Below are 13184 nucleotides of genomic sequence, written 5' to 3'. Positions count from 1 at the left end.
CGGTGACCGCATCGACGGCCGGGGCCCGGGCCGCCACGGGCACCCCTCTCCCGCTGCGCGCCCGCCCGCTGCTGCTGGCCGCCGTCGCGGTGTGCGCGGCCTGCGGCCTGGTCTACGAACTGGTCCTGCTGACGCTGTCGGCGAGCCTCGTCGGTGGCGGGATCAGGCAGACGTCGCTGATCGTCGCCGGCTTCGTCGCGGCGTTGGGTGCCGGGGCGCTGCTGGTCAAGCCGTTCCTCGGGCACGCGGCCGCCACCTTCGTCGCCGTGGAGATCGTTCTCGGCGTCGCGGGCGGCCTCAGTGCCGTCACGCTCTACGTCACCTTCTCCTTCTACGGGACCAGCACCGCGGTCCTGCTCGTCGCCACGGGGGTGCTGGGCGTCCTGGTGGGCGCCGAGGTGCCGCTGCTCATGACCCTGCTGCAGTCGGGCCGCACCGGCATCGACGCGGAGGGCACGGGCAAGCTGCTGGCCGACCTCAACGCGGCGGACTACGCCGGGGCCCTGCTCGGCGGGCTGGTCTGGCCGTTCGTCCTGCTGCCGCTCGCCGGGCAGATCCGCGGCGCGGCCCTCACCGGCGTGGTCAACCTCGTGGCCGCGGCCGTCGTCGCCGGGTTCCTCCTGCGGCGGCAGCTCAGCGCGCGGTCCCGCCGGGCGGCCACCGCGGCGCTGCTCGCGGCGGCCGCCGTGCTGGGGGTGCTGCTCGTGCGGGCGCAGGACGTCGAGGTGACGGCACGCCAGCGGCTCTACTCCGACCCGATCGTCGCCGCCGTGCGCTCGGACCACCAGGAGATCGTGGTGACCGAGCGGGCCGGCGACCTCCGGCTGTTCCTCGACGGCGACCTGCAGTTCGCCAGCACCGACGAGCACCGCTACACCGAGGCCCTGGTCCACCCCGCGCTGGCCCGCGACCCGGCGCGGGTGCTCATCCTGGGCGGCGGCGACGGGCTGGCCGCGCGGGAGGTGCTCCGCCACCCGTCGGTCCGGCAGGTCGTGCAGGTGGAGCTCGACCCGGCCGTCGTCGAGCTGGCGCGCACCCGGCTGGCCGGCCTCAACGACCGCGCCCTGGACGACCCGCGGGTCGACGTCGTCGTCGACGACGCGTTCCGCTGGCTCCGCCGGCCCACCGGGCGGGACTTCGACGCCGTCGTCGTCGACATGCCCGACCCGGACACGCCCGTCCTCGGCCGGCTGTACTCGACGGAGTTCTACGGGCTCCTGTCCGGCGTGCTGGCACCCGGCGGGCTGGTGACGGTGCAGGCCGGCAGCCCCTACTCCACGCCGACCGCCTACTGGCGCACGGTCAGCACGCTGGAGTCCGCCGGGCTGCGCGCGACGCCGTACCACGTGCACGTGCCGAGCTTCGGCGACTGGGGCTTCGCGCTGGCGCGGGCCGGCGACGCGGCGCCCGACCTGGGCCTGTCGCCGCAGGCCCCCTCGTTGCGGTTCCTCGACCCGGCGGTGCTGCGGGCCTCCGGGGTGTTCTCCGCCGACCGCGGCCCCCAGGCGCTCCCGCCCTCGACCCTGGACCAGCCGCGGATCGTCGAGGACATGCGGCACGGGTACGCGGGATAGCGGTGCCGCCGGGCCCTCGAGGCGTGCGTCCGGCCCGTCCCGGGGGCGCCGGCGCTCAGCCCTGGAGCTCTCCGTCGACGGCCGAGACCAGGCCGCGCGTGCCGTCCACGGTGAGCTGCTGGCCGGTCGCGATCCGGCCGGTGGCATCCGGTACGCCGACCACCGCCGGGATGCCGTACTCGCGGGCGACCACCGCGCCGTGGGAGTTCGCCCCGCCCATCTCCATGACCAGCGCACCGGCGGTGAGGAAGAGCGGGGTCCAGCCGGGGTCGGTGGACGGCGCGACGAGGACCTCGCCCGGGACGAGGTGCGCACCCACGGGGTCGAGCACGACGCGCGCCGGGCCGGTGGCGGTCCCGGCGGATGCCGGGGTGCCCACGAGGGCACCGTCCGCCGCCGGCGGGGTCCCTGCGCGCGCCTCCGGCTCGGTGCCGTCGCTGAGCAGCACGCGGGGCACGTGCCGACGCCTCATCTCCCGGTCGTAGCCCGCGCGCCGGCCGGCGACGACGTCCCGCACGTCGCGGCCGTCGAGGGCGGCCGCGACCTCGCGCGGGTCGAGGAAAGACACGTCCGCCGCGTCCGCGAGGCGGCCCGCGGCGGCCAGCTCCGCCCCGATCGCCAGGAGCTCGCGCCTGGCCTGGGCGAGGACCTGCACGATGAGGTACTTGGGCAGCTCGCGGATCCCCGCGAGCTGCCGGGCCCGGTCCAGGGCGAAGCCCACGGCCCTCCCCCGCAGCCGGCCACGCCGCAGGGCCCGCTCCGTCAGCGTCGACACCATGGCCCGGGCCTCCGCGGCGCCGCGGTCGAACACCCGGTCCGGAGCCCGGTCCGGGTCGTCGAGCCGCAGGTAGTTGCCGAGGACGCCGATCACGTGGGCGGGGTCCTCGGCCCAGCGGGGCAGGCCGACGTCGATCTCGGCGACGGCGCGGTGGCCGTAGCGGTCGAGGAAGTCCCGCAGCCGGTCCTGCAGGACGCGGGGCAGCGTCCCGGTCCGGTAGCGCTCGGCCAGCTCCGCGGCCGACGCCGATCGCACCGCCGCCGCGGCGGCCTCGTCGGCCCGGACCGCGGTCGCCACGCTCCACAGCGCGAGGTCCATCTCCGTCGTCACGTTGTGCGGGAGACCGCGCAGGACGGTCGCCAGGTCCCCGGGCCGGGCGTCGGCCCCGAGCAGCCGCCCGGCCAGCCACAGCATGGCGAACCCGGTGGCCGCGGGCGGCGCCACCCGCGGGACGATCCGGACCGCGGCCTCGCCGAGGAGCCCGACGACGAACTCCAGACGTCGGGCCGGAGTCGCGGACGCGGGCGGCACCGGACGGGCCCGCAGCCCCGCGCCGAGACGGTCGAGGCGACGCCGTGCCGCTGCCGGCCGGGCCACCGCCTGCACCACCTGGAGCGGGATCCCGGAGCGTGCCGCCACCTCCGCGAGCCGCCGGACGACCGGCGCCCACGACGGGTGCACGACGGAGAGCCGGGGATCGCCGAACAGCCCGCGCAGCACCGTGGCCGAGCGGGCCTCCATGACGTCGAGCACCCGGGGGACCACCGCCCGTCCGGCGGAGCTGCGCAGGATCGGTGTGACGTCGAAGAACAGCCGCCCGGCGGCCTCCCGGATCGCGGGTGGCCCGGCCACCGGGTCCGCCGGCGGGCGGCCGTAGAGGCGGGCGATGGAGGAGCCGATCAGCCGGATCGCGGACACCCCCAGGGGGGTCAGGGGACGGGTCAGCCCCTGCGCCAGGCTGAAGCAGAAGAAGACGCGGATCCCGTCCCCCGCCGGGTCGCCGTCCAGGAGCGGGAACAGGGTGGTGACCGGCCGGGCCTGCGTGAGCCAGAGGGCGCCGGCCCCGTCGATGGCCCACTCGGTGTCCTGCGGCTGCCCGTAGTGCTGCTGCACGCGGGCGCCGAGCCGGACCAGCGCGCGGAGCTGGTCGTCGGACAGGCAGGCGACCTCGGATGCCGGCTGGGGGACGGTCTCCGTCCCGCCGCCCGCGCGGGCCCGGACGACGAGGCGCTTGTCCCCCAGACGTCGCTCCAGCACGGCGCCGGTCCGGCTGTCGAGGACGAAGTGGTCGGGGTTGACCGCGCCGCTGACGACGGCCTCGCCGAGGCCGGGGCTGGCGTCGACAACGGTCTCCCCGCGCCGTCCGGTCACCGGGTTGACCGTGAACAGCACGCCCGCAACCGCGGAGTCCACCATCCGCTGCACCACGACGGCGAGGCGCGTGGTCGCGTGGTCGATCCCGTTGCGGACCCGGTAGACGACGGCCCGGTCGGTCCAGAGGGACGCCCAGCACCGGTGGACCGCGTCGAGGACGGCATCCGCGCCCACCACCCCCAGGAAGGTGTCCTGCTGGCCGGCGGCGCTGGCGAAGGGCAGGTCCTCGGCCGTCGCCGAGGAGCGGACGGCGACCACCGTCGACCCGCCGAGCTCCCGGTAGGCCGCGGTCACCGCCTGCGCCACGTGTGCGGGCACCGGGGTGGACACGATCCGGTCCCGCGCTCGCCGGGCCAGCTCAGCGGACCGGACCAGGTCGTCCGCCGCGGTGTCGGCCAACGCGTCGATGACGTCGGTGAGGTCCGCCGCGGCGGCCAGGTCGCGGTACGCGTCGGTGGTCACGCAGAAGCCGTCCGGCACCGGCAGGCCCGCGCCGATCAGCTCGCCCAGGTTCGCGGCCTTGCCCCCGACGCGCTCGCCGGCGCCGGCGTCGACGTCCCGGAGCCCGACGACGAGCGGGGGCGTGTCCTCTCCTCGACCGCCCACCTGCGACGTCGTCCCCACGACCATCTCCCGCCGTCGTCACCGGCGCAGCGGTCCGGACGCTACTCCGGACCCGCACCCGGCGACCGCCGATCGCCCCTCACGCCCGGCGGACCGGAGCCGCTCCCACGGGGGTTGTGCCGTCGGCGGACCCGGGGGGAACCTCGCACGATGGAACACGGCCGGTCGGGTGCCGCACGGACCGCGGGCACGGTGGTGGAGCTCGACGCGGCCTTCTTCGCCGATCCGTACGCCCTGTACGCGCGGCTCCGCGCCGAGGACCCGGTCGCGCGGGGGCGGACCCCGGTGGGCCTCCCGGTCTGGCTGGTCACCCGCTACGACGATGCGCGGGCAGCGCTCAACGACCCCCGGCTGGCGAAGGACGCGGCCGGGTTCGCCCGGGTGCTGGAACGGCACCCGCTGCCCGCCGAGCGCCGGACCGTGTTCGCCCAGGAACTCAGCCGGCACATGCTCAGCTCCGACCCGCCCGACCACACCCGGCTGCGCAAGCTGGTGAGCCGGGCCTTCACGATGCGCGCCATCGCCGGCATGCGGCCGCGGATCGAGGCGATCGCCACCGAGCTCGCCGACCGCATGGCCGCCGGTCCCCCCGAGGTCGACCTGCTCGACGCCTTCGCCTTCCCGCTGCCCATGAGCGTGATCTGCGACCTGCTGGGGGTGCCCGACGCCGAGCGCGGGACGTTCCGGAGGTGGTCCAACACGCTCCTGTCGTCCGACGGCGACGCTGCCGCACGCACGGCCGCGGGGGCGGCGATGGCGCAGTACCTCACCGCCCTGGTCGCCGAGAAGCGGGCCAGACCGGCGGACGACATGCTGTCCGCGATCGTGGCCGCCTCGGCCGACGCCGACCAGCTCTCGGCCGACGAGACGGTGGCCATGGCGTTCCTGCTGTTGGTGGCCGGCCACGAGACGACGGTCAACCTCATCGGCAACGGCGTGCTGGCACTCCTCCGTCGTCCCGACCGGCTCGCGGAGCTGCGTGCCGACCCGGAGCTCGTCCCCCGGGCCGTGGAGGAGTTCCTGCGGTTCGACGGCCCGGTCAACCTGGCCACGTTCCGCCACACCACCGAGGACGTCGAGATCGGCGGCGTCCCCATCCCGGCCGGCGAGGTGGTGCTGGTCGCCCTGGCCTCCGCCGACCACGACCCGGACCACTACCCCTCCGCCGAGGACCTGGACCTGCACCGCGACGCCTCAGGTCACCTGGCGTTCGGTTTCGGGCTCCACCACTGCCTCGGCGCCCCGCTGGCGCGGCTGGAGGGTGAGGTGGCGTTCCGGACGCTGCTCGCCCGCTTCCCCGACCTGGCGCTGGCGGTCGAGCCGGACCAGTTGAGCTGGCGGGCCAGCATCCTGATGCGCGGGCTGACCCGGCTGCCGGTGCGGCTACGGGACACCGCCGGCCCCGGCCCGGGGTGAGCGGGCGGCTGCCCGTGGCCCCGGGATCACGGGCAGCGCCTCACGCGTCGGCGACCCAGCTGCCGTGGAAGCCGAGCGGCACCCGCGCCGGCAGGTGGACGCGGGCGACCGGCGGGGCGGTGAAGTCCTGCGCGGCGAGGACCACCAGATCCGCGGCGCCCCGGTCCGCGTCGTGCGCGAAGGCCAGGACGTAGCCGTCGTCCTCGGCCGCCTCCGGTGCCGCCGGGGCGAAGACGGCCTCCCCCACGGTGGCGTCCCGCGGGAAGCGGTGCGCCTCGACCCGGCCGGTGCCCAGGTCGTGCTTGAGCAGGGCGTCGGCGAACGCGTCGTCGGCGAAGGTGCCGTCCATCCCGACGGTGGCCCGGCCGACCTCGCCGGTCACCGCGCTGTAGCCGTAGCGGTGCGGCCGCGAGACGACCCGCTCGTCGACGCGCGGGAACTCCTGCCCGCGGTCGTCGAGGCGGTCCTGGCGCACGGTGCCGGCGACCGGGTCGACGGTCCACCGGTCCAGGGTCAGCGGCCCCGTCCCGGACAGGTTCGGCAGGTCGAAGGAGCCCGCGTAGCGGCACAGGTCGACCACGACCCGGTCGCCGTCGTCGTAGGCGTTGAGCGTGTGGAACACCCAGCACGGCTCCACCTCGAACCAGCGCACCTCGCGGGTCGTCCCGGCCCGGGGCAGCAGGCCCACGCGCGGCCGGTGCCCGGGGTTCCACCCGTAGGGCAGCGAGGAGCCGGCGGCCGCGGCGTCCATGCTGAAGGTGACCGGCAGGTCGAGGAGGACGACGTAGCGCTCGGTGAGGGCGAAGTCGTGCATCATCGGCCCGTCGGGCACCGGCACGTCGGTGGTGCCGGTGACCTCCCCGCCCGGCCCGACGACGACGTGCTGCACGTGGTCCCACGCCCAGAAGTAGGCGACCGCGTGCAGCTCCCCGGTCCGCCGGTCGAGCTTGGTGTGCGCCGCGTAGCCACCGGGCAGCGTGCCGCCGAAGTCGCACGGGCCGACGGTGTCGAGGTCGTCGGTGAGCTCGTAGGGCAGCGCGCCGGCCTCGACGGTCGCCAGCGTGCGCCCGGCGTGGGCGATGACGTGGGTGTTGGCGGCGAAGTCCATGTCGGCGTGCACGGGTCCGCCCGGCCACGGCTCGCCGAGTGCCCCGGCCACCTGCCGGGAGCGGACCCACCGGTTGCGGTACCACTCGGCCCGGCCGTCGCGCAGGCGGACGCCGTGCACCATGCCGGGCCCGAGGAACCAGTGCCGGACCGGCTCGTCCAGGCCCAGCGGGTTGGGCCCGTTGCGCAGGTACCGCCCGTTCAGCTCGGCCGGGAGGCGGCCGGACACCGGCAGGTCGAACGCCGTGACCTCCTCGGTGACCGGCGCGAAGGGCCCCTGGACGAACCGGCTGGGGTCGAGCATCGGGTGGTCGAGCATCGGAGTCCCCTCGGGGGAGCGTCGGCGTGCGCCGCCGTGTGGTTGCCCTGCACCCGGGAGTCTGGCCCTCTCCGCCGTACCACCGGAAGGGCCCGGCCGGAAGGCCCGGCCCCGGGGACGGCCGACGACGTGCGCCGGGGCCGCCGACGTGGTGACCTGGTCGGGCAGCGCGCCGGCCGCCCCGACGGCGGCGCCACCGGCGGACCGGGAGGGTGCGTGGGACGGGTCCAGCTCCTGGCGACGGGCGGCACCATCGCCAGCCGGCGCAGCGCCGACGGGCTCACGGCCACGACGACGGCGGCCGAGCTGCTCGCCGCGGCCGGCCGTCCTCCCGGTGTCGAGGTCGGCGTCGCGGACCTGACCACGGTCGCCAGCTTCGCGCTGTCCTCCGCCGACCTGCGGGGGCTGGTGGCCGAGGTGCGCCGGCACCTGGCCGACGACGTGGACGGCGTGGTCGTCACGCACGGCACCGACACGATGGAGGAGTCCGCCTACCTCGCCGACCTGGTGCACGACGACCCGCGTGCGGTGGTCTTCACCGGCGCCCAGCGGCCGTTCGACTCCCCCGCGCCGGACGGGCCGGCGAACCTCTCGGCCGCGCTGCGGGTGGCCGCCTCCCCGCTGTCCCGGGAGCTGGGCGTGCTGCTGTGCTTCGACGGGCTGGTCTTCGCCGGCCGCGGGGTGCGCAAGGTGGAGACGCTCCGCACCGCCGCCTTCGCCGCGCCGGGCCGCGGGCCGCTGCTGCAGGTGGGCGACGAGTCCGTCGTCCCGCTGGCCCGCCCGGTCCGGCACCGGCCGCTGCCGCTCGACCTGGACCGGGAGCTGCCGCGCGTCGACGTCATCCCCTGCTACCTGGGCGCGGACGCGGCCCTGCTGCGCGCCGCCGTCGACGCCGGCGCGGCGGGGGTCGTGCTGGAGGCCCTCGGTGCGGGCAACGCCCCTCCCGCCATCGCCGAGGAGGCCGGCCGGCTGGTGGCCCGCGGCGTCCCGGTGCTCGTGTGTTCCCGGGTGCCGTCCGGACCGGTCGCCCCGCTCTACGCCGGCGGGGGCGCCGGCCTGGCCCGGGCCGGGGCGCGGTTCGCCGGCGACCTGAGCCCCTGGCAGGGCCGGCTGCTGCTCGCCGCCGCCCTCTCCCTCGACCCGCGCGATCCGTTCCGGGTGCTGGCCGACCGGCTGCCCGGCTGACCCACGTCGGGGAGTCGTCCGGCCCCCGGGGAGGAGCTGACAGGGATGAGCAAGGAGATCTTGGTGGCGTTCGGCGTCGACATCGACGCGGTGGCCGGCTGGCTGGGGTCCTACGGCGGGCAGGACTCCCCCGACGACATCTCCCGGGGCCTGTTCGCCGGGGAGGTGGGGGTGCCCCGCGTCCAGGAGCTGTTCCGGCGCCACGGGCTGACGCAGACCTTCTTCTGGCCCGGTCACTCGATCGAGACCTTCCCGGAGCAGTTCGACGCCTGCGTCGCCGCCGGGCACGAGATCGGGCTGCACGGCTACAGCCACGAGAACCCGATCGCCATGAGCCGGGAGCAGGAGGAGGCGGTGCTCGACCACTGCATCGACCTGATCGAGCAGCGCAGCGGCCGCCGTCCCACCGGCTACGTCGCACCGTGGTGGGAGTTCAGCACGGTGACCAACGAGCTGCTGCTCGAACGCGGGGTCACCTACGACCACTCGCTGATGCACCGGGACTTCGAGCCGTACTACGTCCGGGTCGGCGACAGCTGGACGAACATCGACTACTCCAAGCCGGCGCGGGAGTGGATGCGGCCCCTCGTCCGCGGCGAGGAGACCGACCTCGTGGAGATCCCGGCGAACTGGTACCTCGACGACCTGCCGCCGATGATGTTCGTCAAGACCAGCCCCAACAGCCACGGGTTCGTCAGCCCCCGGGACATCGAGCAGTCCTGGCGGGACCAGTTCGACTGGGTGTACCGCGAGCAGGACCACGCCGTGTTCACGATGACCGTCCACCCCGACGTGTCCGGGCGCCCGCAGGTGCTCCTGGCCCTGGAGCGGCTCATCGAGCACATCAACGGCCACGAGGGCGTCACGTGGGCGACCTTCGACCAGATCGCCCAGGACTTCCTGCGCCGCTGTCCGCGCCGGCGTCCGGAGGCGTGAGCCGGCCGCCGGAACCCGGTTGCCCGGGGCGGTAGGACGGGGACGTGCGCATCGCGGAGACCGGCCCGGACGACGAGCGGTTCACTGCCTGGTGCCGGGTCTGGGCGGCGAGCCAGCGCGCGGACCGGCCCGGTGACCCGCCGCGGCCGGCGAGCGACCACGTCGCCCTGGCGCGCCGGCTCCTGGCACCGGGCGGCTCGCTGCGGGGCACCCACCGGGCCCTCCTCCTCGGGGACGCCGTGGTGGGTGCGCTGCGGCTGCTGCTGCCGGTGCGGGACAACCCGACCGTCGCGCACGTCGACCTGGCCATCCACCCCGGGCACCGCCGTCGGGGGATCGGCGGTCTGCTGCTGGCCGAGGCGGTGCGGCTGGCCGGGGCCGCCGGCCGCACCGAGGTGGTCACCGAGGTGGACGAGCCCGGTCCGCAGGTGGCCGGCCGCGGCTTCGCGCTGCGCCACGGATGGCGCTGCGACCTGGCGGAGAGCCGCCGCGACCTGCTGCTGCCACCCGACGAGGCGCGGCTGTGCGCGCTCGAGGAGCAGGCGCGCGCCGCCGGCCGTGGCTACGAGGTGGTCACCTGGCGGGACCGGACGCCGGACGCGCTGCTCGACGACCGGGCGCTGCTGGAGCGCCGGATGACCACCGACGCCCCGCACGGGGACCTCCCGGTCCAGGAGGAGCACTGGGACGCCGCGCGGGTGCGCGAGTACGAGGACGCGCACCTCGCCCGGGGACGGACGGTGCTCTCCGCCGGGGCCGTGACCGGGAGCCGGCTGGTCGCCTTCACCGACCTGCAGGTGCCCCTGGAGCACCCGGCACTGGCCCAGCAGGGCGGCACGCTGGTCCTGCGCGAGCACCGTGGCCGCCGGCTCGGCGCCCTGGTCAAGGCCGCGGTGCTGCGCGAGGTGGCCGCGACGCTGCCGGCGGTCCGCCGCATCACCACCTACAACGCGGAGTCCAACCGGGCGATGGTCGCGGTCAACGAGGCGCTGGGCTTCCGGCGCGCCGGGCGGCTGTCCACCTGGTCCCGGCGGATCTGACCCCGCAAACGGTGGGACGGCGGCCCGCAGCCGGGGAAGGAAGGGGGTGTGCCGACGACCCGACGCCGCCTTCCCCGAGCCCTGCTGCTGACCGAGCCGCCCCGGGCCGGTATCGACCTCGCCGCCCTGCTGGCGACCTGGCCGCTGCTGGCGACGGCCCGGCGCGGGGACGGGCACCCGGTGCTCGTGCTCCCGGGACTCCTGACCGGCGACCCGTCCACGGTGCTGCTCCGCGGGGTCCTCCGCGCGCTGGGGCACCACGTGTCCGGCTGGAGCCTGGGCACGAACCGGGGTCCCACGGGACGCGTCGTGCGGGACCTGCGCGCCCGGCTGGACCGGTTGCACCGCGAGTCCGGCAGGCGGGTGAGCCTCGTCGGCTGGAGCCTCGGCGGGTTGTACGCCCAGGAGCTCGCCCGGGCCAGGCCGGGGAGCGTGCGCAGACTGGTCACCCTCGGCACGCCCGTCCTCCGGCACCCGCCGTGGGTCCGCACACTGTCCCAGCTGGTCGACCAGGGGACGCGGCTCGCCCCGGGCACCGGCGGCTTCGCGCGCCCCTGGGCCGAGGCGGGCTCGCTGCGGGTACCCGCCACCTCGGTGCTCACCCGGTCCGACGGGATCGTCGACTGGACCGCGTGCCGCTACCCGCCCGGCCGGCACCGCGAGAACGTCGAGGTGCGCGGCAGCCACCTCGGCCTGGCCCACAACCCCGCCGTGCTGTGGCTGCTCGCCGACCGGCTGGGCGCGCCGGAGGGCAGCTGGCGGCCCTTCTCCCCGCCGCCGGCCCTGCGCCCGTTCTTCCCACGGCGTCGCTGACCCGCTCCGCGCGGACGGTGGGCTCCGTGATCGGGAACCCGGACGCTCGGGTGGACCGGGCGGACCGGGGAGACCGGGGAGACCGGGGAGACCGGGGAGACCGGTAGCGTCCGACGGATGCCGGAGGCCACGCTCCAGCGCGACCCCACGCGGCGGCACCTCGACGCCCTCACCTTCGGGCTGTTCACGGTGGCCCTGGGCACCAACATCCCCACGCCACTGCTGCTGGTCTACCGGCGCACCCTGGGCCTGTCCGACGCCGACCTCACCGCCGTCTTCGGCTGCTACGCCGTCGGGCTGATCGCGGCGCTCACGGTGTCCGGGGCGGCGTCGGACCGGTTCGGCCGGCGCGCCCTCGTCCTGCCGTTCGCGGTCGTCGCCGGCCTCGTCTCCCTGCTGTTCCTCCCCGCCGTCGACCACCTCCCCCTGCTCTACACCGGCCGGCTGCTGCAGGGCGTCGTGTCCGGGGTCGTGTTCTCCGTCGCCAACGCCTGGCTGCAGGAGCTGGCCGGCCCGGAGGGCCAGCAGTCGGCGGCCACCCGCGGCGCGGTCTCGACGTCCCTCGGCTTCGCCGTCGCCCCGGCCATGAGCGGGGTGCTCGCCCAGTACGGGCCGGCGCCGACGACGCTGCCGTACCTCGTGCACGTCGCCGTCCTGACCGTGGGCATCGGCGCGCTGGTCACCGTCCCGGAGACCGTGCGCGCCCGGCGTCCGGGCCGGCTGATGACGCTCGGCCTGCCGCCGGAGGCGCGCCGGCCGTTCCGGGCGGTGCTGGCCCCCACCGCGGTGGGCGTGTTCGCGTTCCCGGCCATCGCGGCCACGCTGCTGCCGCTGCTCGTGGTGCGGGACGGGGTCGGCGTCGCCTACGCCGGCCTGATCGGCGGGCTCGCGCTGGCCGCGAGCGCCGTCGCCGCCCGCGTCGGACGCCGGGCCGAGCGCGGCGCCGCACCGCTCGGGATGGCGCTCGGCGCGCTCGGCCACGGCCTCGGGGTGGCCGCGGTCGTGGCCGGGTCCGAGGCGCTGTTGCTGCCCGCGGCGGTGCTGCTGGGCGCCGGCGGCGGACTGTGCCTCACCGCCGGGCTGACCCTGACCGCCCGGCTGGCGCCGCCGCACACCCGGGGCGCGATGAACAGCGCCTTCTACGCCTTCGCCTACACCGGGTTCGGCACCCCGCTGCTGCTGGCCTGGCTGGGCTCCACCCTCGGCACCGTGCCGGCGATGGCCGCGTTCGTGGCGGTGCCGGTGGCGCTCGCCGTCTGGCTGTGGCAGGAGCTGCGGGGCCCCCGGTCCGGCTCCTGACCGCGGCGTCCGGCGGCTTGACGAATGACGGTAGCGATGTATCGTTACCGTCATTCGATAGTCCAGGAGGACCCATGCTGCACCCCATGCGAGGCCGTGACGGCCAGCACCCCGGCCGGCGCCACCACCACTCCGGCGAGCGCCACCACCACCCCCACCACGGGCGGCCGGGCCCGTCCGGCGGCCCCCCGCCCCACCGCCGGGGCGGCCGCGGTCGCGTTCCGCGCGGCGACGTCCGCGCGGCCGTGCTGCTCCTCCTCGCCGAGGAGCCGATGCACGGCTACCAGCTCATGCAGTCGATCGCCGAGCGCAGCGGCGGCCGGTGGACGCCCAGCCCCGGCGCGATCTACCCGACGATCAGCCAGCTGGAGGACGAGGGGCTGGTGACCGTCACGGCCGACGCCGGACGCAAGCTGGCCACCCTCACCGAGGCCGGCCGCGAGCACGTGGCGTCCCGGCGCGGCACGTGGCCGGACCCGTTCGCCGGTCCGGCCGGAACCGCGCCGGGGACCGACCTCCGGGGGCCGCTCGAGCAGCTGCAGGCGGCCGCGCGCCAGGTGGCGCGCACCGGCTCCGAGGCCCAGCGGGCCGCCGCGGCGACGATCCTGGGCGAGGCACGCCGCTCGCTCTACCTGCTGCTCGCCGAGGGGCCCGACCAGCCCGGCACCCCGCCCGCCGGCGGCGACTGACCCGGCTGCCGCTCGCGGGCGGCCCGGCTC

At 76.5% G+C, this 13184-nt stretch carries 10 protein-coding genes; 8 read left to right on the top strand and 2 right to left on the bottom strand.

Annotated features, from left to right (window positions below; genetic code table 11):
* Positions 1-2 precede the first annotated feature (2 nt).
* Positions 3-1574, top strand: a complete 1572-nt coding sequence (locus tag CRP39_RS22030; protein ID WP_097208537.1) for a polyamine aminopropyltransferase — start codon at positions 3-5, stop codon at positions 1572-1574.
* A 55-nt stretch (positions 1575-1629) separates the two neighbouring features.
* On the opposite strand, the gene CRP39_RS22025 is transcribed toward CRP39_RS22030, so the two are convergent.
* Positions 1630-4350, bottom strand: coding sequence for a PEP/pyruvate-binding domain-containing protein (locus CRP39_RS22025; protein WP_216359863.1), 2721 nt, complete (start codon positions 4348-4350; stop codon positions 1630-1632).
* A gap of 150 nt (positions 4351-4500) precedes the next feature.
* Here CRP39_RS22025 and CRP39_RS22020 point away from each other — a divergent pair, with 150 nt between their 5' ends.
* Positions 4501-5766 (top strand): cytochrome P450 family protein, encoded by a 1266-nt coding sequence (locus CRP39_RS22020; RefSeq protein WP_097208535.1) that lies wholly within the window; start codon positions 4501-4503, stop codon positions 5764-5766.
* Between the two features lie 40 nt (positions 5767-5806).
* Here CRP39_RS22020 and CRP39_RS22015 read toward each other — a convergent pair whose 3' ends face one another.
* Complete coding sequence (locus CRP39_RS22015; RefSeq protein ID WP_097208534.1) at positions 5807-7192, bottom strand: carotenoid oxygenase family protein; 1386 nt, start codon at positions 7190-7192, stop codon at positions 5807-5809.
* A 216-nt stretch (positions 7193-7408) separates the two neighbouring features.
* Between CRP39_RS22015 and CRP39_RS22010 the strand changes: the two genes are divergently transcribed.
* The 6 genes from CRP39_RS22010 (at position 7409) to CRP39_RS21985 (ending at position 13154) form a co-directional block, all read left to right on the top strand.
* Entirely contained in the window at positions 7409-8377 is a 969-nt protein-coding gene (locus tag CRP39_RS22010) for an asparaginase (RefSeq protein WP_097208618.1), read from the top strand.
* A 45-nt stretch (positions 8378-8422) separates the two neighbouring features.
* Positions 8423-9313, top strand: coding sequence for a polysaccharide deacetylase family protein (locus CRP39_RS22005; RefSeq protein ID WP_097208533.1), 891 nt, complete (start codon positions 8423-8425; stop codon positions 9311-9313).
* 44 nt (positions 9314-9357) lie between these two features.
* Positions 9358-10353 (top strand): GNAT family N-acetyltransferase, encoded by a 996-nt coding sequence (locus CRP39_RS22000; protein ID WP_097208532.1) that lies wholly within the window; start codon positions 9358-9360, stop codon positions 10351-10353.
* Between the two features lie 48 nt (positions 10354-10401).
* Positions 10402-11166: an esterase/lipase family protein gene (locus CRP39_RS21995; protein WP_097208531.1), complete on the top strand. Its 765-nt coding sequence runs from the start codon at positions 10402-10404 to the stop codon at positions 11164-11166.
* Between the two features lie 117 nt (positions 11167-11283).
* On the top strand, positions 11284-12465 hold the full coding sequence (locus tag CRP39_RS21990) for an MFS transporter (RefSeq protein WP_097208530.1): 1182 nt from the start codon (positions 11284-11286) through the stop codon (positions 12463-12465).
* A 74-nt stretch (positions 12466-12539) separates the two neighbouring features.
* Positions 12540-13154 carry a PadR family transcriptional regulator gene (locus CRP39_RS21985; RefSeq protein WP_097208529.1) on the top strand — a complete coding sequence of 205 codons (615 nt, stop codon included), beginning with the start codon at positions 12540-12542 and terminating at the stop codon, positions 13152-13154.
* The last annotated feature ends 30 nt before the right edge of the window (positions 13155-13184 follow it).

The sequence above is a fragment of the Geodermatophilus sabuli genome (assembly GCF_900215145.1).
Classification (GTDB): Bacteria; Actinomycetota; Actinomycetes; order Mycobacteriales; family Geodermatophilaceae; genus Geodermatophilus; species Geodermatophilus sabuli.
This window is presented reverse-complemented; position numbering and strand designations above follow the sequence as displayed.

Excerpts from the sequence above, each read along its gene's own strand:
- CRP39_RS22020 (WP_097208535.1), top strand. The coding sequence starts at position 4,501 with ATGGAACACGGCCGGTCGGGTGCCGCACGGACCGCGGGCACGGTGGTG.
- CRP39_RS22005 (WP_097208533.1), top strand. The coding sequence starts at position 8,423 with ATGAGCAAGGAGATCTTGGTGGCGTTCGGCGTCGACATCGACGCGGTG.
- CRP39_RS21985 (WP_097208529.1), top strand. The coding sequence starts at position 12,540 with ATGCTGCACCCCATGCGAGGCCGTGACGGCCAGCACCCCGGCCGGCGC.
- CRP39_RS22015 (WP_097208534.1), bottom strand. The coding sequence starts at position 7,192 with ATGCTCGACCACCCGATGCTCGACCCCAGCCGGTTCGTCCAGGGGCCC.
- CRP39_RS21990 (WP_097208530.1), top strand. The coding sequence starts at position 11,284 with ATGCCGGAGGCCACGCTCCAGCGCGACCCCACGCGGCGGCACCTCGAC.